This is a genomic window from Chenggangzhangella methanolivorans (assembly GCF_042648545.1).
Taxonomy (GTDB): Bacteria; Pseudomonadota; Alphaproteobacteria; order Rhizobiales; family Methylopilaceae; genus Methylopila; species Methylopila methanolivorans.
The window spans coordinates 1,037,222-1,055,654 of the sequence record NZ_JBHRXS010000006.1; the positions used below are offsets into that span (position 1 = coordinate 1,037,222).

Sequence of the window (18,433 nt, forward strand, 5' to 3'; positions counted from 1 at the left end):
GCGTCAGCCGGCTGGCCGCAGCAGCACGTGCTTCTTGCGGCCGAGCGAAAGCTTGATCACGCCGTCGACGAGATCCGCCGAGGTCAGCGTCGCGCGCTCGTCGGTGACCGGCGCGTCATTCACCCGCAGGCCGCCGCCCTTCACCTGACGGCGCGCCTCCCCGTTCGACGCGACGAGCCCGGCGAGTTCGGCGAACGCCGTCAGCACGCCGACGCCCGCCGAAAGCGCCGCGGCGTCGACCTCGACGGTCGGCAGCGATTGGGCAAGCGCGCCTTCCTCGAAGGTCTTGCGGGCGGTCTCGAGCGCGGCCTCGGCCGCCGCGCGGCCATGGACGATCGCGGTGGCTTCGGTGGCCAACACCTTCTTGGCCTCGTTGATCTCGTTGCCCTGGAGCGCGCCGAGCCGCGCGATCTCGTCGAGCGGCAGGTCGGTGAAGAGCTTCAGGAACCGCTCGACGTCGGCGTCGTCGACGTTGCGCCAGTACTGCCAGAAGGCGAAGGGACCGGTCATGTCGGCGTTGAGCCACACCGCGCCGCCCGCGGTCTTGCCCATCTTGGCGCCGGACGCGGTGGTGATCAGCGGGCAGGTGAGCGCGAAAAGCTGCGCCTGGTCGACCCGGCGGCCGAGCTCGATGCCGTTGACGATGTTGCCCCACTGGTCCGAGCCGCCCATCTGCAGCCGGCAGCCGTAGCGGCGGTTCAGCTCCAGGAAGTCGTAGGCCTGCAGGATCATGTAGTTGAACTCGAGGAAGGAGAACGGCTGCTCCTGCTCGAGGCGGCTCTTCACGCTGTCGAACGACAGCATGCGGTTGACCGAGAAGTGGCGGCCGATTTCTCGCAGGAACGGCACATATTCCAGCTGGTCGAGCCACTCGGCGTTGTCGACCATGACGGCGTCGCCCGCGCCCTCGCCGAAGCTCATGAACTGGGTGAAGACGCCTCTGATCGTCGCCTTGTTGGCCGCGATCGCGGCGTCGTCGAGAAGCGGACGCTGGGTGTCGCGGAACGAGGGATCGCCGATCTTGGTGGTGCCGCCGCCCATCAGCACGATCGGCTTGTGGCCGGCCTGCTGGAGCCGGCGCAGCATCATGATGTTGGCCATATGGCCGACATGGAGCGAGGCCGCGGTCAGATCGTAGCCGATATAGGCCGTGACCCGGCCCTCCGACGCCAGCTTGTCGAGTTCGTGCGGCTCGGAGACCTGATGGATCTGCCCGCGCTCGTCGAGCAGGCGCAGAAGGTCGGAGGCGTAGGCGGTCATCAGAAAAGCTCGGTCGGCGAGGCGGAAAGAAGAGCGCGGTGTGTAGCAGGTTCGCGGACCAAATCCACGCCGAACGCCTGTTCGATCGCGCACGCAAAGATGGTTAACGTTTTTGCGCCACCATCTGGAGGACTAAGCTGAAGCCTCACGACGCCGATCGTGTCGGGCCGCGGCGAAAGTCTTGGGAGTAACCGACCGCGCCGTTGGCGTCGGGGGATGCCGGTCGATGAGTGCAAGCGTTCGCGTAGCGGGTTCGGGCCGCAGGGGCCGGCTGATCTGTGTCGGGGCGGGGCTGTTCCTGGCGAGCGGCGGCGCGATCGCGGCATTGCTTGCCGTGACGTCGATGGCGACCGCAAACCTCGTCGCCGCGGCCTCGCATCGCCCGGGAGCGCTCGCGGATTGGCGCCAGCCTCAGGTCGCTTCGGGGGCGGGGACTTCAGCGGGAAAATGGTCCGCGCTGTTCGCCGAACATGACGCCGAGTTCGGGCGTGGGGGCTCCAAGGCTCTCGGCGAGAAACTGGCGACGCTCGGCGCCGAGATGAGCGAGGCTCGCGTCGCACAGGATCAGAGGCCGTCGGCCGTCAGGATCGCCTCGCTCGGACCGGCGCCGGCCCGGGCGATCGAGCCGGTGCCAGCTCCTCGCGTGATCGCGCCGGCGCCGCCCGTCGAAGCGTCCGTGGTCCCGCCGACGCCTGTCGTCCGGCTCGCCGCGCTGGAGCAGCCTGCGCCGGCTCCGGCGATTGTCGAGCCGATGGCGGTCGAACGGCCCCTGGTCGCGGAGCCGGTCGTCGTGCCTGTCCCGAGGCCGCGTCCAGTCGAGTTCGCCCGCCTGTCGCAACCGGTCGCGCCCTTGCGCGCCGAGGCCACGGTCGTTCGGCCGGAGACCAAGGCGCCCGGGGCTCCGTCTCCTCGGCCCACTGCGCTCGCCTATGCGGCTCCCGAGACCGAAACGAAGACCGACACCCCCGGCGGCTTCTTCAGCAGCCTGCTCGGCCGCGACGACGCTTCGCGTCTGCTTTCCGGCCGGCGGGGGATTGCGATCTACGACATCGCCTCCGCGACCGTGCGCCTGCCGAACGGCGAGCGACTCGAGGCGCATTCGGGCCTCGCGCACAGGCAGGACAACGCAGCCTATGTGCGCGAAAAAAACCGCGGCCCGACGCCGCCCAACGTCTACGACATGAGAATGCGCGAGGCCCTGTTCCACGGCACTGAAGCCATTCGGCTGCTGCCGCGCGATCAGAAGAAAGTCTTCAATCGCGACGGCCTGCTGGCTCATTCCTACATGTACGCTGGCGGCGGCCCCCGCTCGCAGTCGAACGGTTGCGTCGTCTTCAAGGATTACGGCCGCTTCCTGAGAGCCTTCAAAGCCGGCGAGATCGCCAAGCTCGTCGTGGTGCCGAACATGGCGGCGCTGCCCACCTACATGGCGGGTCTCTGAGCGTCCGGGCGCGCAAAAGAAGCGTTCTTGCCTGTCCGCTGCGTTGTATGTGCCCATACGCAACGGGACTTCGGATAAGCGCGCCCTAAGTCGCGCGCGTCGCCAGTCGCCGCGAGACTGCGGCCGCGGCGAAATCCAAAGGATCATTCCATGTTTTCATGCACCGGATATGCCGCCGAAGCCGCCGACAAGCCGCTCGCTCCGTTCAGCTTTGAGCGTCGCGCCCTGCGCCCGAGCGACGTGCGCATCGAGATCGCCTATTGCGGCGTCTGCCATTCCGACCTGCACCAGGCCCGCAACGAGTGGAAGAACACCGTCTATCCCTGTCTCCCGGGCCACGAGATCGTCGGCAAGGTTGTCGAGGTCGGCCCGCAGGTGACCAAGTTCAAGGTCGGCCAGAACGCCGCGATCGGCTGCCTGGTCGACAGTTGCCGCAGCTGCGCGAGCTGCAAGGAAGGGCTCGAGCAATATTGCGAGAACGGTTTCGTCGGCACCTATAACGGCGCCGACAAGCAGACCGGCGAGAACACCTACGGCGGCTATTCCGACCAGATCGTCTGCGACGAGAGCTTCGTCCTCCACCTTCCGGACAATCTCGATCTCGCGGCCGCGGCGCCGCTGCTCTGCGCCGGCATCACCACGTATTCGCCGCTCAAGCGCTGGAAGGTCGGGCCCGGCCAGAAGGTCGGCATCGTGGGCCTCGGCGGCCTGGGGCATATGGGCGTGAAGCTCGCCCACGCCATGGGGGCCCATGTGGTGCTGTTCACCACCTCTCCGAACAAGGTCGAGGACGCCAAGAAGCTCGGCGCCGACGAGGTCGTGATCTCGAAGGACAAGGAGCAGATGCAGGCCCACGCTTCGAGCTTCGACTTCATCCTCGATTGCGTCGCGGCCAACCACGACATCAACGAATACATCTGGCTGCTGAAGCGCGACGCGACGCTGTGCCAGGTCGGCGCGCCGGAAGATCCGCTCGCCGTCGCCGTGTTCAGCCTGATCTTCTCCCGCCGCAACTTCGCCGGTTCGCTCATCGGCGGCATCGCGGAGACGCAGGAGATGCTCGATTTCTGCGGCAAGCACGGCATCACCTCGGACATCGAGCTCATCAACATCCAGGACATCGAGAAGGCCTATGGCCGGATGCTGAAGAGCGACGTGAAGTATCGCTTCGTCGTCGACATGGCGTCGCTGAAGCAGGCCGCCTGACCACGGCCGGGGCGGGGGCCGCGACTGCGGCTCCCGCCCAGCAGTCTTGACGCCGCGTTCTCTGCGACGAGCATGGGAGCGCTAAGTCGCCGCGCCCTTCGGCGCGTGCTGGAGGGCGGCGCATGCGCGCGATCGGGCTGATGAGCGGGACCTCTTTCGACGGGGTCGACGTCGCGCTCGTCGAGACCGACGGCGAGCGCATCACGTCGTTCGGGCCGACCGGCTATCGACCCTATCATGCCGCCGAACGCGCGGTGCTCGCGCGGGCTTTGGGGGAGGCGGTCGGAATGACCGACCGTGACGCCCGGCCCGGCGCCGTCGCCGAGGCCGAGGAGATCGTCACCGGCGCGCACGCCGCTGCGGTCAACGCCTTCGCGGCCGACAACGCCATCGATCTCGCGGGCGTCGACGTGGTCGGCTTTCACGGGCAGACGGTGCTGCACCGGCCGGAGGATCGCCTGACCGTCCAGATCGGCGATGGCGCCGCCTTGGCGCGGACGCTCGGACGGCCCGTGGTCTATGATTTTCGCGCCGCGGACGTCGCCGCGGGCGGGCAGGGCGCGCCGTTGGCGCCGACCATCCACCCGGTGCTCGTCGGCGGGCTCGGCCTGCCGCGGCCGCTCGCCGTTCTGAACCTTGGCGGCGTCGGCAACGTCACCTTCATCGGCGAGGACGGCGAACTGATCGCCTTCGACACCGGCCCCGCGAACGCCCTCATGGACGACCGGCTTTCGCGCGAAACGGGCCAGGCCTTCGACGAGGACGGCCGGATCGCGGCAACGGGACGCCCGGACGACGCCGCGCTCGGCGCGCTGATGGCGCATCCCTATTTTTCGAGGCGGCCGCCGAAGTCGCTCGACCGCAATGCGTTCGACGCGACCGTCACGGACGCGCTTCCGCTCGCCGACGCGCTGGCGACGCTCGCTGCCTTCACGGCGGCGTCGGTCGCAGCGGCCGCCGCGCATCTGCCGGCCAAGCCCGCTCTCTGGATCGTCGCAGGGGGAGGGGCGAGAAACCCGACGCTCCTCACGATGCTGCGGGAGCGTCTCGGCGCCAAGGTGAAGACCGCCGACGAGATCGGTCTGGCGGCCGACGCCATCGAAGCGCAGGCCTTTGCGGTGCTGGCGGTCAGAAGCCTCAGGGGCCTGCCTTTGACCTATCCGGGAACGACAGGGGCGCCGCGTCCGATGACCGGCGGAGTGCTGGCGCGGCCCTGACGCAGACCCCGCGGGTCCTCAGAAGCCCATGTATGGAATTTCAATTGGTCCTTCGACGCGGCAACGGATCGCCCGGTTCGGCCGGTCCTCAGCCATTTCCACTGGAACGTCGTTGCGGAAGCCGACCCTCATGCAACAGTGCAGGTCTCCAGCTCGTGCGACGCATTCCTCAAAAATCACGCCTCTCGGATAGCTTCGCGCGATCTGGCGGGCGTCGGTAGCGAAGCCGTAGCTCGCCGACGGATTGGGGTGTGATCCCACCACATCCTCGGCCAGGCAGCGGAGAAACCGGACGTCTCCTGTCAGGGGGTTCGATGCGTCGCCTGGTCCCGTAATAACGAAACCACCAATGCCGCAACGGCGTGAAACGGCGTCTACGACTTCCCCGGTGATCGAGCTATTCGCAAACTTGAATCCCCAGCTGTAACAGTCCTCCGCCACGCCGCGGATTACGCGAAAACGTTCGTTCGCTCCGCTGCCGCTGAAGTCGACCGCCTGACCGACTCGTCGAACGTCTAGATCTTCAACCGAAAAGTCGTTGCAGCCCGCAACTGCAAGCCCACGATTATTGTCGAACACGGCCCAGCGTTTGTCTGTGCCGCCAATGTCCGACGCTTTCGCGTGCCGTAGCTTAAACTTCGAGCAACGCGCCATCCAAATGCCTTGGATCGCGTCGTCCTTCGGATGTTCATCGAGGCGATAGCGCATGTCCGAGGCCGAAACGTCATCGGCCGTGAAGTTATCGCAGTAGAGAAACGCAATTCCCGACCCGATGCCGCCGCCGCCGACGGCGAGGCCCCTAACAGAGAAGTTAGTGCATTTGCTAATGAAAATCCCGCCGTTGTCATTCACCATCTTTAGCTCGGGATGCTCTCGACCGGTGCCGCCGCGGCGCACCGTGACGTTCTCAAGCACAAAATCAGAAGCATTCGAGATCGCCAGCGTGCGGCGGTTGGGTCCGTCTGGCTCAAGCTGAATGAGCCGGGCGTTGACCAGCCCCTTGAAATTCTCAGCCCCCTCAAGATTTCCGCGAACCGCGAAGGCGCCGCCTTGGCCATCGACCACGGTGCCGGAGTTCAGCGCTTTTGAGAGCGCCGCCCGCATGTCGGTCCGCCCGTCTGCGGTGAGACCGAGAGATGACGCTGTTACTGTCGCCGTGCGGCCGCCGACCTCGCGTCCGCGTGCGCTTGGTGGGAACAACGACGCAGCCAGCGCTCCGCCGGCCGCCAGAACAATCTCTCGTCGCCGCATCATCGTTGGTTCCAAGCCAGCGCTTACGCCGCGCTCTCGCCGCCCTCGACGATCGGATCGCCGGTCGGGCCAAGGCGCTTGTCGAGATAGGAGTTCACCTCGACGAGCAGCTCGTCGACGCGGTTCTCGAAGAAGTGGTTGGCGCCCGGGATGATCGACTGGTCGATCACGATGCCCTTTTGCGTCTTGAGCTTCTCGATCAGCGTCTGGACGTCCTTCATCGGAGCGACGCGGTCCTGGTCGCCATGGACGAACAGGCCGGACGACGGGCAGGGGGCCAGGAACGAGAAGTCGAAGCGGTTGGCGGGCGGGGCGACCGAGATGAAGCCCTCGACCTCGGGACGGCGCATCAGCAGCTGCATGCCGATCCAGGCGCCGAAGGACACGCCCGCGATCCAGCAGGCGCGCGCGTCGGGATTGAGAGCCTGCGCCCAGTCGAGCGCCGAGGCCGAGTCCGACAGCTCGCCCGAGCCATGGTCGAACGCCCCCTGGCTGCGGCCGACGCCGCGGAAGTTGAAACGCAGGACCGAAAAACCGCGGTTCAGAAACGCGTAATAGAGATTGTAGACGATCTGGTTGTTCATCGTGCCCCCGAACTGCGGGTGAGGGTGCAGGATGAGCGCGATCGGTGCGCGGCGGCGCTTGGCGGGGTGGTAGCGGCCCTCGAGCCGGCCGGCGGGGCCGTTGAAAATCACCTCGGGCATGACGAATCCTTAATGCTGTCGCGCGCGGCTGTTGAGATATGCCGTCTTGCGCGGCGGGACGGTCGTCTCTAGCACGGATGGTCGGTCGCCTTGCAAGGATCGCGTGACGTTCGCCGGCGTCCGCGCGGCGGCTCGAGCGAAGAGGCCAGCATGACCGTCGCCCGCGTCTATCTCGATCACAACGCCACGACTGCGACGCGCCCCTCCGTCGCAGCCGCGATGGCCGACGTGCTCGCAGCGACCGGCAATCCCTCCTCGGTCCATGCGGAAGGCCGCGCCAAGCGCGCGCTCGTCGAAGAGGCGCGCCGGAAGGTCGCCGCGCTCGTCGGCGCGGACGCGGCCTGCGTCACCTTCACGAGCGGCGGCACCGAAGCCTCGAACCTTGCTTTGACCCCGACGATCCGCGACTCGCGCGATCTGCGGCGCGTGACCCGGCTTGCGGTCTCCGCCGTCGAGCATCCGGCCGTCGCCGCCGGCGCGCGGTTTCCGTCCGCCGCGGTCGAAACCATCCCGGTCGACGGTCGCGGCGTCGTGGACCTCCAGGCGGTGGAGGCGGCGTTCGCCCGCCACGCCTCGGTCCATCCCGATGAGCGCATGATCCTCGCGCTGATGGCGGCCAACAACGAGACCGGCGTCATCCAGCCGGTGGCGGAGGCCGCCGCGATCGCCAAGCGCCACGGCGGCCTCGTCCACGTCGACGCCGTGCAGGCGGCGGGCAAGATCCCGGTCGACATCGGCGAACTCGGCTGCGACTTCCTGGCGATCGCGGCCCACAAGTTCGGCGGGCCGGCGGGCGTCGGCGCGCTGGCGCGAGCGCATGAAGGACTTTCGGTCGACGAGCCGCTCGTCCGCGGCGGAGGCCAGGAAAAGGGCTGGCGCGGCGGCACCGAAAACGTCGCTGGCTTCGTCGGGATGGGCGTGGCGGCGGAGGAGGCGGCGGCGGGGCTTGAAGCCTTTGCGGACCTTGCGCAGGTCAGGGATGCGTTGGAGGCGGGGCTGCGCGCTCTGGGCGATCTCACTGTGTTCGGGGAGGGCGTGTCGCGTCTGCCGAACACCAGCTGCTTTGCGGTTCGCGGCCTGTCGTCCGCGAACGCCATGATCGCGCTCGATCTCGCAGGGATCGCGGTTTCGGCAGGCTCGGCCTGTTCTTCCGGGAAAACCAAGGCGTCGCCGGTGCTTGACGCGATGGGGATCGATCACGATCTCTCCACCGGAATGCTGCGTGTGAGCTTCGGCTGGTCGTCGGGCGCCCAAGACGGCGAGGCCTTTCTGAAAGCCTGGACGCCGATCGTCGCGCGGCGAAAACCGGGCGCGGTTATGACCGCCGCGTGACGTAGGGCGTTCCGCCTACGGCAAAGCCCTGCTAGAGACGTTCCAGATTGACGCCGCGGCCCCGTCCGCGACGAGGGAGTTGAGGAAAATGCCGGCAGTTCAGGAGACAGTCGCCCGCGTCCGCGCGATCGACGTCGACCAGTACAAGTACGGCTTCGTCACCGACATCGAGTCCGATCTGGCCGAAAAAGGCCTGTCGGAGGACACGGTCCGCTTCATCTCGATGAAGAAGTGCGAGCCGGAGTGGATGCTCGAATGGCGTCTGGAAGCCTATCGGCGCTGGCGCACGATGACCGAGCCGAACTGGGCGCGCGTCGACTATCCGCCGATCGACTACGAAGACCTCTATTATTACGCCGCGCCGAAGGGCACGAAGTCGGGTCCGCAGACGCTGGCCGACGTCGATCCGGAGCTGCTGCGCACGTATGAAAAGCTCGGCATCCCGCTCGTGGAGCAGGAAATCCTCGCCGGCGTCGAGCAGCGCCGCGTCGCGGTCGACGCCGTGTTCGACAGCGTCTCGGTGGCGACCACGTTCAAGGAAGAGCTGTCGAAGGCCGGCGTCATCTTCTGCCCGATCTCCGAGGCCATCCGCGAGCATCCCGAGCTGGTGAAGAAATATCTCGGCTCGGTCGTTCCGACCTCCGACAACTTTTTCGCGACGCTCAATTCCGCAGTCTTCTCGGACGGCTCCTTCGTCTATGTGCCCAAGGGCGTGCGCTGCCCGATGGAGCTCTCGACGTATTTTCGCATCAACGAGAAGAACACCGGCCAGTTCGAGCGCACGCTGATCATTGCGGATGAGGGCGCCTACGTCAGCTATCTCGAGGGCTGCACCGCCCCGATGCGCGACGAGAACCAGTTGCACGCGGCCGTCGTCGAGCTCGTCGCGCTGGACGACGCCGAGATCAAATACTCGACCGTCCAGAACTGGTACCCGGGCGACGCCGAAGGCAAAGGCGGCATCTACAATTTCGTGACCAAGCGCGGCGACTGCCGCGGCAAAAACTCCAAGATCTCTTGGACGCAGGTCGAGACCGGTTCGGCCATCACCTGGAAGTATCCGAGCTGCGTGCTGCGCGGCGACGGTTCGCGCGGCGAGTTCTACTCGATCGCGATCTCGAACGGCCGCCAGCAGGTCGACAGCGGCACCAAGATGATCCATCTGGGCAAGAACACCACGTCCAAGATCATCTCGAAGGGCATCTCGGCGGGTAAGTCGCAGAACACCTATCGCGGCCTCGTCTCGGCGCATCGCAAGGCGACGAACGCGCGCAATTTCACCAATTGCGACAGCCTCTTGATCGGGCACGACTGCGGAGCGCACACCGTGCCCTATCTGGAGGCCAAGACCTCCACCGCAGTGTTCGAGCACGAGGCCACCACCTCGAAGATCTCCGAGGACCAGATGTTCTACTGCCAGCAGCGCGGGCTGTCGGAGGAGGAGGCGGTGGCGCTCATCGTCAACGGCTTCGTCAAGGACGTGCTGCAGCAACTGCCGATGGAGTTCGCGGTCGAGGCCCAGAAGCTGATCTCGATCTCGCTCGAAGGCAGCGTGGGTTAACGACGATCGCGTCATCCCTGGCGACCGAAGGTCGATCCGGGATCGTTCGCAGGATATGACGCCCTTCTTGAAGGGCGATCCCGGTCGGGCGAAGACGCGGCCGCCGGGAGGACGAGTTGGGAAACGGACAGGAAATGCTCTCGATCAAGAACCTCCACGCCTCTATCGAGGACAAGCCGATTCTGCGCGGGCTCGACCTCGAGGTGAAAGCGGGCGAGGTCCACGCCATCATGGGCCCGAACGGCTCCGGCAAGTCGACGCTGTCCTATGTCCTGGCCGGCAAGCCCGACTACGAGGTCACCGACGGTTCGGCGACGCTCGAGGGCGAGGACCTGCTTGCGCTTGAAGCGGACGAGCGGGCCATTCGCGGGCTGTTCCTCGCGTTCCAGTATCCGCTGGAGATCCCGGGCGTCGCCACGATGACGTTCCTCAAGACCGCCCTCAACGCGCAGCGCCGCGCGCGCGGCGAGGACGAGCTGCCGACGCCGGCCTTCATGAAGCTGGTGCGCGAAAAGGCAGACGGTCTCGGTATTTCTACCGACATGTTGAAGCGCGGTCTCAACGTCGGATTTTCGGGCGGCGAGAAGAAGCGCAACGAAGTCCTGCAGATGGCCTTGCTCGAGCCCAAGCTCTGCGTGCTCGACGAAACGGACTCCGGCCTCGACATCGACGCTCTGAAGATCGTCTCCGAAGGCGTCAACGCGCTTCGCGCGAAGAACCGCGGCTTCGTGGTCATCACCCATTACCAGCGCCTGCTCGACCACATCCGCCCGGACATCGTCCATGTGATGGCCAAGGGGCGGATCGTGCGCACCGGAGGGCCGGAGCTCGCCCATGAGCTCGAGGCCCAGGGCTACGCCGCTTATGCGGCCGATGCGGCGTGAGGACGGACGACGGCATGAACGCTGACATCCGCCCCATCCGCACGGCCGCCGAGAGCTCGCTCGGCGACATCTTCGCCGCCGCGCGCGAAGAGCTGCCTGGCGGCGAAGCGGCGCTGAGGGTCCGCGACGAGGCTTTCGCGGTCGTCGGCCGCAAAGGTTTGCCCAACCGGCGCGTCGAGGACTGGAAGTACACCGACCTCCGCGCCCTCATGCGCGAAGCGCGTCCGCTCGCCGACACGCCGGGCGCCGACGAGGTGGAGGCCGCGCGCGCGCTGCTGCCGTTCGGCGAGGTGGCGGCGCGGCGCGTCGTGTTCGTCAACGGCCGGCTCTCGCCCGATCTCTCCGACATGGACACGCTGGAGGAGGGGCTCTCGATCGCGCCGCTCGCCGTCGCGCTCGCGGGCGACGCGGTTTCGGCGCTGGCTCTGAAGGGCGTTCCGAATGACAACGCTGTCGTGGCGCTGAACACGGCCTTTGCGGCCGACGGGCTGGTGATCGCCGTGTCGGACGGCGCGAAGATCGATCGCCCGATCCATGTCGCCAACATCCAGACCGGCGCGGCGCACGCATCGTACGGCCGCGTGCTGGTGTCGGTCGGCAAGGGCGGCTCGATCACGCTGATCGAAAGTCATGTGGGCGACAGCGGGGCGCATCAGACCAACACGCTCATCGGCCTCGACATCGCCGACGGCGCCTCGGCCAAGGTCTTGAAGCTCCAGGACGAAGGGCTCGGCACGCTGCATCTCGCAACGCTCGCCGCCCGCCTCGGCGCGAAGGCGTTTTTCGAGAGCGTCTCGCTTGCGACCGGTTCGTCGGCCGCGCGTCAGCAGATCTACCTCGATTTCGCCGGCGACAAGGCCAAGGCCGAAGTGTTCGGCGCGGGTCTCGCCGGCGGCAAGCGGCATCTCGACACCACGCTCGTGATCGACCACCGCACGCTCGGCTGCTCAAGCCGCGAGCTGTTCAAGACCGCGCTCGACGGCGAGGCCCGCTCGGTGTTCCAGGGCCGCATCACGGTTCGCCCGGGCGCCCAGAAGACCGACGGCAAGATGATGGCGAACGCGCTGCTTCTGTCGGAGACCGCGGAAGCCGACGCCAAGCCCGAGCTCGAGATCTTCGCCGACGACGTGGTCTGCGGCCACGGAGCGACGGTCGGCGCGATCGACGACGAGCTGTTGTTCTACCTGATGGCCCGCGGAATCCCGAAAGCCGAAGCCGAGGGGCTGCTCGTCCAGGCCTTCGTGGGAGAGGCGCTCGAAAGCGTCGACGACGACGCGCTGCGCGACGCCCTGTCGGCCCGCGCAGAGCGCTGGCTCTCCGAGCGCGTTTGACCGGTGAGCCCGGCGGGCGAGCCGTCTCCTGAGGTTGGGAGCGGCTATTCGGCCGCTCTGCTCGCCCGGCATCTCACACTGTGCCTCACCCGCATGCGGCTCGTCGTGCGCGAAGCGTTCGAGGCGGGAGCAGGGTGGGGCGCGTTCGCGGCGATGACCGGCGCGAGCGCCGTGGCGATCGGCGTCGAGACCGCCATGCGCGAACACGCCGCGCCGCCGACCGATCCGCATCTGAGCGCCGAAGCGAGCGATTTCGCGATTCTCGGCGTCGGGACGTTCTGCCTGTTCGTCGTCATCGCCGTTTTTCTGACGCTCGTCTGGTGGTGCGCGGCGCGCCTGTTCGGCGCGAAAGTGACGCTCAGGACGAGCGCGATCGGCGTCGCGGCGGGCGCGCTTCCCCAGGTCGCGTGCAGCGCGGCCGTGATCGCGAGCGCTTTCGCGTTCCGGTTCCTGCTCGGCGCGGAGCAGGGCGTCGCCGCTCTCAACATCCTCGACTACGTGCTCATCCTGCCGCTGTTCGGCTACGGCCTCGTCGGCTATGCGGCCGCGACCGGGTTTTCGCTCGGGCAGGCCTTCGCGATCCAGGTCATCGGCGCGGTCGGCGGGGCGGCCTTGCTGTTCGGCGTGATCTCGGTCGGCGGGCTCGCCTTCGACCAGTCGCTCAACTGGCTCGTTCAGCTTGTTCTCGGCTGAAAAGCGTTTAAGTCAGGCGCATGTCACTCGCCGAAACCATCGCGCCCGCCGCGGCCTATGACGTCGAGCGCCTACGCGCCGACTTTCCGGCTCTGTCGCTGACGGTTCACGGCAAACCGCTCGTCTATCTCGACAACGGCGCATCGGCGCAGAAGCCGGTCCAGGTGCTGGACCGGATGCGCAGGGCCTACGAGTCCGAGTACTCCAACGTCCATCGCGGGCTGCACTACCTTGCGAACGCCGCCACGGAAGGTTTTGAGAACGCTCGCGAAAGCGTCCGGGCCTTTCTCAATGCGGCGACCATCGACGAGATCATCTTCACGCGTTCGGCCACCGAGTCGATCAATCTCGTGGCGAACGGCGTCGGCCTGTCCGGGATCGGGGAGGGCGACGAGATCGTCCTCACCATCATGGAGCATCACTCCAACGTGGTGCCCTGGCACTTTCTGCGCGAGCGTCGCGGCGCGGTGCTGAAGTGGGTGCAGGTGCGCGAGGACGGCTCCTTCGACATCGAGGCCTTCGAGGCGGCTCTGAGCCCCCGCACGAAGTTCGTCGCCGTCACCCACATGTCGAACGTGCTCGGCACCGTGGTGCCCGTGAAGGAGGTCTGCCGCCTTGCCCATGAGCGCGGCGTGCCGGTGCTCGTCGACGGCAGCCAGGGCGCGGTCCATCTCGCGCCGGACGTCCGCGAGATCGACTGCGACTATTACGTCCTGACCGGCCACAAGGTGTACGGCCCGACCGGCATCGGCGTGCTCTACGGCAAGACCGCGGCGCTCAACGCCCTGCCGCCCTTCAACGGCGGCGGCGAGATGATCCGCGACGTGACCGAAGACAACGTCACTTACGGCGACCCTCCGCATCGCTTCGAGGCCGGCACGCCGCCGATCGTTCAGGCGATCGGCCTTGGGGCCGCGCTCGACTACATGCGCGGCGTCGGGCTCGAGGCGATCGCCGCCCATGAGGCCAAGCTCGGCGCCTATGCGATGGAGCGGCTTTCGCGCATCAACGCGGTGAAGATTTTCGGCCACGCGCGGGACAAGGGCGCGATCGTCGCCTTCAACGTCGAAGGCGCCCACGCCCATGACGTCGCGACCGTGCTCGACCGCTCCGGCGTCGCGGTGCGGGCCGGCACCCATTGCGCGCAGCCTCTGCTGAAGCGTCTCGGGGTCACCTCCACGTGCCGGGCGTCCTTCGCGCTTTACAACACGACCGATGAGGTCGATCGTCTCGCCGACGCGCTCGTCAAGGCGCGCGATCTGTTTGCGTGAGAAAGGCTTAAGCCATGAGCGACGCCGCAACGGCCGAGAAGCCCCAGACCGACGCGCAAGTCTCCGCGATTCCGCCGGAGGAGCTTGACCGGCTGACCGACGACATCATCGCGGCCTTGAAGACGGTCTACGATCCGGAAATCCCGGTCGACATCTATGAGCTCGGCCTCGTCTACCGCATCGACGTGGCGGACAACCGCGACATCGCGATCGACATGACGCTAACCGCCCCGGGCTGTCCGGTCGCCGGCGAAATGCCGGGCTGGGTGGAGAACGCCGTCGGCGCGGTTCCGGGCGTGGGCGCGGTCAAGGTCAAGATGACGTTCGACCCGCCGTGGGATCAGTCGCGCATGTCCGACGAGGCCCGCGTCGCGCTCGACATGTGGTGAGCCGCAAGCGGTCGCCGACGCTCGCCGGCAGGCTTCCCAGCCTCGCAAAACCCGCGGGTCGCGCTTATCTTCGAACGACATGGAGGGCGCGCGGACGCGTCCTCGAGGAGTTCCGCAAATGGCTCGCCCGCGCCCAAAAGTTCTGACGCTGACCGACCGCGCCGCCGATCGCGTGCGCGCGATCATCGCGCGCTCCGAGACGCCCGTCGCAGGCTTGCGCATCGGCGTCAAAACCGGCGGCTGCGCAGGGATGGAGTACGTGCTCGACTACGCCGCGCAAGCCGGGCCTGCCGACGAGGTCGTCGAGGACAAGGGCGTCACGGTGCTGATCGATCCGAAGGCGATCCTCTATCTGCTCGGCACCGAGATGGACTTCGTGACCGAGAAGATGACGCAGCGCTTCGTGTTCAACAATCCGAACCAGGTCTCGGCCTGCGGCTGCGGCGAGTCGGTCTCCATCACGCCGGCGCTGCCCGAAAGCTATCAGCCGGTCGCTTGACGACATGGATCAGGACCAGGCCGACGAACTCTTCGCAGCCTTCGGTCCGGTCCGCGTCAAGCGCATGTTCGGCGGCCACGGCCTCTACGCCGACGGCGTGATGTTCGGCCTCGTGGCGGACGACGAGATTTTTCTGAAAGCGGGCCCCTCGAACGCGCCGGACTTCGACGCCGAGGGCCTCGGCCCGTTCGCCTACGACACGAAGACCGGCCGCCACGTCATGACGTCGTATCGGCGCGCGCCCGAGCGAGCGCTTGACGATCCGGACGAGATGGCCGCTTGGGCGCGACGCTCGCTCGCGGCGGCCAAGGCCGGCAAAACGCCGAAACCTCGCTCAGAAAAACGTCCGCGAAAGAACGCAGCCGAATGAGCGCGGGCGAGGCCAAGAAGGCTGCGCCGCCGTCGAAAATCGACTGGGCGGTCACGCCGTTGGTCGGCGTAGGCCCCCTGCGCCTGGGAATGTCGACCGAGGAATGCGCGGCGATCCTCGGCGAGCCCGTAAAGCGCGTTCCGAGAGCCAAAGGGTTCCTGGAGTTTCGCGAGGTGATTCCGCGCAAGCTGCCGGTCCTGCTGTTCGAGTCCGACACGCTCGTGATGATCGATTTCGTGAAGCAGACGAAATCCCTTCGTCTCGACGACCTGTATCTCTTCAAGCTCACGCGGCAGGAAGCGATCGACGCCCTCATGGAGCGCCGCCATCGTGTTCGAGGATTTCGAGGGCTATCAGTTCCTCGATATCGGCCTGTCGATGACCTTCGCCAGGAATTTCCGGAGCGAGTCCAATATCGCGCTGACCAAGCGCAGCTATTACGAGAAAATCAGGAAACGTCAGCTCGAGAGCGGCCGGGGCCGCTACGTCAAGGGCGGAAGCGAGGCGAAGGCCTGAAGGAGGCCCGACGTCGAACCGGATGTCTCGGAATGGATCGGGCCGCGAGCAATCATTCCGGGTCTCAAGCCACAAGGCCCCGCGGCGGTGCAAGCGCGGATTTGCGCCGCAGATCGCCGCACCGCCCTTTGCCGCGGCGCACCATGGCCCCTATCTCCACTTCCGAAACCGGCGGACCGCTGATGGCCACGCCTGAACTGTGATTTGGAGATCATCCATGTCCGTCGACGCCTTGTTCGAGCCGCTGAAGCTCGGCCCTCTCGACCTTCCGAACCGCATCGTCATGGCGCCGTTGACGCGTTCGCGCGCCGACGCCAAGACGCTGGCTCCGCGCCAGATGAACGCCGACTACTATGCGCAGCGCGCCTCGGCGGGCCTCATCATCGCCGAGGCCACGCAGATCATGCCCGAGGGGCAGGGCTACGCCTGGACGCCCGGCATCTATTCCGACGAGCAGATCGCGGGCTGGAAGCTCGTCACCGACGCGGTCCACGCCAAGGGCGGGCGCATCGTGCTCCAGCTCTGGCATGTCGGCCGCATCTCGCATCCCGATATCCAGCCGGACGGCAAGCTGCCCGTCGCGCCCTCCGCCATCAAGCCGGAGGGCCAGGCTTTCACTACGGACGGCTTCAAGCCGATGGTGGAGCCGCGCGCGCTCGAGCTCGATGAAATCCCGGGCATCGTCGCCCAGTACGGCAAGGCGGCCGAAAACGCCCGCGCCGCCGGGTTCGACGGCGTCGAGGTCCATGGCGCGAACGGCTATCTGCTGGACCAGTTCTTGCGCGACGGGACCAATTATCGAACCGACGCCTATGGCGGGTCGATCGAGAACCGCTCCCGCTTCCTGATCGAGGCGGTCGAGGCGGCCGCAAACGCGATCGGCGCGGATCGCGTCGGCGTGCGCCTGTCTCCGCTCAGCCCCTTCAACGATATCTCGGACTCGAACCCGGAGCCGCTGTTCGTTCATGCGGTGGAGCGGCTGTCGGCGCTCGGCATCGCCTATCTCCACGTCATCGAGGGCGAGACCCAGGGAAATCGCACGCCAGAGGGCGGTTTCGACCTCGCCAAGCTGCGGAACGCCTTCAAGGGCGTCTACATCGGCAACAACAACTACGACGCGGCGCTCGCGGCCGAGCGGGTCTCAAGCGGCGCCGTGGACCTCGTCGCCTTCGGGCGGCCCTTCATCTCGAACCCCGATCTCGTGGAGCGCATCCGCGAAGGCGCTCCGCTCGCCGCCCTCGACAAGGCGACGCTCTATGGCGGCGGAGAGAAGGGCTATGTCGACTACCCGACGCTCGAGGGCGCGACGCTCAGCGCGGCGTAACCTGACTTGGTCTCGGCAGGTCGCCGACGTCAGGCGACCTGACCGGCCATGTCGGCGGTGACGCGCGGATCGTCTTCGGAGACCACGAGGTTCCGACCGCCGCGCTTGGCGAGATACATGCAGCGGTCGGCGCGATCGATGATCGTCTGGCCGCTGTCGCCGCGACGCCAGGTGGCCGCGCCGATCGAAACCGTGATGCGGCCGAGATGCTCGCCGGTCGAGCGCTTCACCAGATCCTTCGTCATGACCGCGCGGCGGATGCGCTCGGCGACGGCGACCGCGCCGGCGAGCGGGGTGTCGATCAAGACGATGGCGAACTCCTCGCCGCCGAAGCGCGCGGCGAGGTCCTGGCCCTTGACGTTCTGCTTCAGCGCCTGAGCGACGAGGCGGAGCACCTGGTCGCCGGTGAGGTGGCCGTAATTGTCGTTGAACGCCTTGAAGTGATCGATGTCGATCACGAGCACCGAGAACCTCTGGCCCTTGGCCGCGTCGGCGATCGAGGAGTCGAGCGTGCCCTGCAGGAATTTCCGGTTGGCGAGGCCCGTCAGCGGATCGGTGAGGGACTCGGCGCGGATGACCTCCAGCGTGTTGTGGAGCTCCTGCATCTCGTCCTGGGAATTGGCGAGCAGCGACTCGAACTCGCGCGTGCGCGCGACCATCGCGTTTGTGGCCGAGACCATCGCGCGCGCCAAACCGCCCAGAACCTTGCCGGTGTCGCCGAGGCCTTCGGCTTCGCCGGCGAGACGCTCCAGCGTGTCGGAATAGCCGCCGTTCGCCTCTCGGGCGTTCTTCAGGACGTCCGTGACTTCCGAGATTTCGCTGAGGATCCGCGTGCCGATGTTGTCGACGCGCTCGGAAAGGCGCAGCGGCGAAAGATAGGTCTCGTAGAGAAGATCAAGATCCTGCTCGGACAGGAGAGGGGCCCGCTCAAGCGCCTCGTTGATCGCGCGGTTCAGCGCCGAGTTGTAGCCCGTGGCGTAGGTGTACCAGAGCTCGTAGTTGCGAGGGTAAGCCGGATGCCTGTGCGCGCGCAGGCGCTGAATCGCCGCGTCGCTGAATGCGATCGTGCGGTCGAAATCATTCACACGCGCCATGGTTGCAGTTCCCCCTGCAGGCGTATCCGCCCACGAGGGCATCTTCGGCGCCCACAGTGAATCTTCTCTTAAACTTCACAAAAGCGTCAA

18 protein-coding genes are annotated in these 18,433 nt (G+C 66.9%); 14 read left to right on the forward strand and 4 right to left on the reverse strand.

What is annotated here, in order from left to right:
• Window positions 1–3: 3 nt before the first annotated feature.
• On the reverse strand, window positions 4–1,260 hold the full coding sequence (gene tyrS, locus ACFOWB_RS16395) for a tyrosine--tRNA ligase (protein ID WP_261403223.1): 1,257 nt from the start codon (window positions 1,258–1,260) through the stop codon (window positions 4–6).
• 226 nt (window positions 1,261–1,486) lie between these two features.
• Here tyrS and ACFOWB_RS16400 point away from each other — a divergent pair, with 226 nt between their 5' ends.
• From ACFOWB_RS16400 to ACFOWB_RS16410, 3 genes are all read left to right on the forward strand, one after another.
• A complete protein-coding gene (locus ACFOWB_RS16400) occupies window positions 1,487–2,701 on the forward strand; it encodes a DUF2778 domain-containing protein (protein WP_261403224.1) in 1,215 nt (404 codons plus the stop codon).
• A gap of 150 nt (window positions 2,702–2,851) precedes the next feature.
• The gene (locus tag ACFOWB_RS16405; RefSeq protein ID WP_261403225.1) at window positions 2,852–3,907 is read left to right on the forward strand and encodes an NAD(P)-dependent alcohol dehydrogenase; all 1,056 of its coding nucleotides are present in this window, start codon (window positions 2,852–2,854) and stop codon (window positions 3,905–3,907) included.
• A 122-nt stretch (window positions 3,908–4,029) separates the two neighbouring features.
• Entirely contained in the window at window positions 4,030–5,124 is a 1,095-nt protein-coding gene (locus ACFOWB_RS16410) for an anhydro-N-acetylmuramic acid kinase (protein WP_378148337.1), read from the forward strand.
• 18 nt (window positions 5,125–5,142) lie between these two features.
• Here ACFOWB_RS16410 and ACFOWB_RS16415 read toward each other — a convergent pair whose 3' ends face one another.
• Both ACFOWB_RS16415 and ACFOWB_RS16420 read right to left on the reverse strand, forming a co-directional pair.
• Window positions 5,143–6,228 (reverse strand): hypothetical protein, encoded by a 1,086-nt coding sequence (locus ACFOWB_RS16415; protein WP_378148339.1) that lies wholly within the window; start codon window positions 6,226–6,228, stop codon window positions 5,143–5,145.
• 170 nt (window positions 6,229–6,398) lie between these two features.
• A complete protein-coding gene (locus tag ACFOWB_RS16420) occupies window positions 6,399–7,079 on the reverse strand; it encodes an alpha/beta hydrolase (protein WP_261403228.1) in 681 nt (226 codons plus the stop codon).
• Window positions 7,080–7,229: 150 nt separating this feature from the next.
• Here ACFOWB_RS16420 and ACFOWB_RS16425 point away from each other — a divergent pair, with 150 nt between their 5' ends.
• From ACFOWB_RS16425 to ACFOWB_RS16475, 11 genes are all read left to right on the forward strand, one after another.
• Entirely contained in the window at window positions 7,230–8,411 is a 1,182-nt protein-coding gene (locus ACFOWB_RS16425; protein ID WP_378148341.1) for a cysteine desulfurase family protein, read from the forward strand.
• A gap of 88 nt (window positions 8,412–8,499) precedes the next feature.
• On the forward strand, window positions 8,500–9,972 hold the full coding sequence (sufB, locus tag ACFOWB_RS16430) for a Fe-S cluster assembly protein SufB (protein ID WP_261403230.1): 1,473 nt from the start codon (window positions 8,500–8,502) through the stop codon (window positions 9,970–9,972).
• Between the two features lie 134 nt (window positions 9,973–10,106).
• A complete protein-coding gene (gene sufC / locus ACFOWB_RS16435; RefSeq protein WP_261405852.1) occupies window positions 10,107–10,856 on the forward strand; it encodes a Fe-S cluster assembly ATPase SufC in 750 nt (249 codons plus the stop codon).
• A gap of 14 nt (window positions 10,857–10,870) precedes the next feature.
• A complete protein-coding gene (sufD, locus tag ACFOWB_RS16440; RefSeq protein ID WP_378148344.1) occupies window positions 10,871–12,187 on the forward strand; it encodes a Fe-S cluster assembly protein SufD in 1,317 nt (438 codons plus the stop codon).
• A gap of 3 nt (window positions 12,188–12,190) precedes the next feature.
• The gene (locus ACFOWB_RS16445; RefSeq protein ID WP_261403232.1) at window positions 12,191–12,880 is read left to right on the forward strand and encodes a hypothetical protein; all 690 of its coding nucleotides are present in this window, start codon (window positions 12,191–12,193) and stop codon (window positions 12,878–12,880) included.
• Between the two features lie 20 nt (window positions 12,881–12,900).
• On the forward strand, window positions 12,901–14,151 hold the full coding sequence (locus tag ACFOWB_RS16450) for a cysteine desulfurase (RefSeq protein ID WP_378148346.1): 1,251 nt from the start codon (window positions 12,901–12,903) through the stop codon (window positions 14,149–14,151).
• A 14-nt stretch (window positions 14,152–14,165) separates the two neighbouring features.
• Entirely contained in the window at window positions 14,166–14,540 is a 375-nt protein-coding gene (locus tag ACFOWB_RS16455) for an SUF system Fe-S cluster assembly protein (RefSeq protein ID WP_261403234.1), read from the forward strand.
• A gap of 118 nt (window positions 14,541–14,658) precedes the next feature.
• Window positions 14,659–15,039 (forward strand): HesB/IscA family protein, encoded by a 381-nt coding sequence (locus tag ACFOWB_RS16460; RefSeq protein WP_261403235.1) that lies wholly within the window; start codon window positions 14,659–14,661, stop codon window positions 15,037–15,039.
• 4 nt (window positions 15,040–15,043) lie between these two features.
• Entirely contained in the window at window positions 15,044–15,409 is a 366-nt protein-coding gene (locus ACFOWB_RS16465; protein WP_261403236.1) for a TfoX/Sxy family protein, read from the forward strand.
• Window positions 15,406–16,128, forward strand: coding sequence for a hypothetical protein (locus ACFOWB_RS16470; RefSeq protein ID WP_261403237.1), 723 nt, complete (start codon window positions 15,406–15,408; stop codon window positions 16,126–16,128). Before ACFOWB_RS16465 ends, ACFOWB_RS16470 begins: the two co-directional genes overlap by 4 nt.
• Before the next feature lie 14 nt (window positions 16,129–16,142).
• A complete protein-coding gene (locus tag ACFOWB_RS16475) occupies window positions 16,143–17,249 on the forward strand; it encodes an alkene reductase (protein ID WP_261403238.1) in 1,107 nt (368 codons plus the stop codon).
• Between the two features lie 29 nt (window positions 17,250–17,278).
• On the opposite strand, the gene ACFOWB_RS16480 is transcribed toward ACFOWB_RS16475, so the two are convergent.
• On the reverse strand, window positions 17,279–18,343 hold the full coding sequence (locus tag ACFOWB_RS16480) for a GGDEF domain-containing protein (protein ID WP_261403239.1): 1,065 nt from the start codon (window positions 18,341–18,343) through the stop codon (window positions 17,279–17,281).
• Between the last annotated feature and the right edge of the window lie 90 nt (window positions 18,344–18,433).

Excerpts from the sequence above, each read along its gene's own strand:
- tyrS (WP_261403223.1), bottom strand. The coding sequence starts at position 1,260 with ATGACCGCCTACGCCTCCGACCTTCTGCGCCTGCTCGACGAGCGCGGG.
- ACFOWB_RS16400 (WP_261403224.1), top strand. The coding sequence starts at position 1,487 with ATGAGTGCAAGCGTTCGCGTAGCGGGTTCGGGCCGCAGGGGCCGGCTG.
- ACFOWB_RS16405 (WP_261403225.1), top strand. The coding sequence starts at position 2,852 with ATGTTTTCATGCACCGGATATGCCGCCGAAGCCGCCGACAAGCCGCTC.
- ACFOWB_RS16410 (WP_378148337.1), top strand. The coding sequence starts at position 4,030 with ATGCGCGCGATCGGGCTGATGAGCGGGACCTCTTTCGACGGGGTCGAC.
- ACFOWB_RS16415 (WP_378148339.1), bottom strand. The coding sequence starts at position 6,228 with ATGCGGGCGGCGCTCTCAAAAGCGCTGAACTCCGGCACCGTGGTCGAT.
- ACFOWB_RS16420 (WP_261403228.1), bottom strand. The coding sequence starts at position 7,079 with ATGCCCGAGGTGATTTTCAACGGCCCCGCCGGCCGGCTCGAGGGCCGC.
- ACFOWB_RS16425 (WP_378148341.1), top strand. The coding sequence starts at position 7,230 with ATGACCGTCGCCCGCGTCTATCTCGATCACAACGCCACGACTGCGACG.
- sufB (WP_261403230.1), top strand. The coding sequence starts at position 8,500 with ATGCCGGCAGTTCAGGAGACAGTCGCCCGCGTCCGCGCGATCGACGTC.
- sufC (WP_261405852.1), top strand. The coding sequence starts at position 10,107 with ATGCTCTCGATCAAGAACCTCCACGCCTCTATCGAGGACAAGCCGATT.
- sufD (WP_378148344.1), top strand. The coding sequence starts at position 10,871 with ATGAACGCTGACATCCGCCCCATCCGCACGGCCGCCGAGAGCTCGCTC.
- ACFOWB_RS16450 (WP_378148346.1), top strand. The coding sequence starts at position 12,901 with ATGTCACTCGCCGAAACCATCGCGCCCGCCGCGGCCTATGACGTCGAG.
- ACFOWB_RS16455 (WP_261403234.1), top strand. The coding sequence starts at position 14,166 with ATGAGCGACGCCGCAACGGCCGAGAAGCCCCAGACCGACGCGCAAGTC.
- ACFOWB_RS16460 (WP_261403235.1), top strand. The coding sequence starts at position 14,659 with ATGGCTCGCCCGCGCCCAAAAGTTCTGACGCTGACCGACCGCGCCGCC.
- ACFOWB_RS16465 (WP_261403236.1), top strand. The coding sequence starts at position 15,044 with ATGGATCAGGACCAGGCCGACGAACTCTTCGCAGCCTTCGGTCCGGTC.
- ACFOWB_RS16470 (WP_261403237.1), top strand. The coding sequence starts at position 15,406 with ATGAGCGCGGGCGAGGCCAAGAAGGCTGCGCCGCCGTCGAAAATCGAC.
- ACFOWB_RS16475 (WP_261403238.1), top strand. The coding sequence starts at position 16,143 with ATGTCCGTCGACGCCTTGTTCGAGCCGCTGAAGCTCGGCCCTCTCGAC.
- ACFOWB_RS16480 (WP_261403239.1), bottom strand. The coding sequence starts at position 18,343 with ATGGCGCGTGTGAATGATTTCGACCGCACGATCGCATTCAGCGACGCG.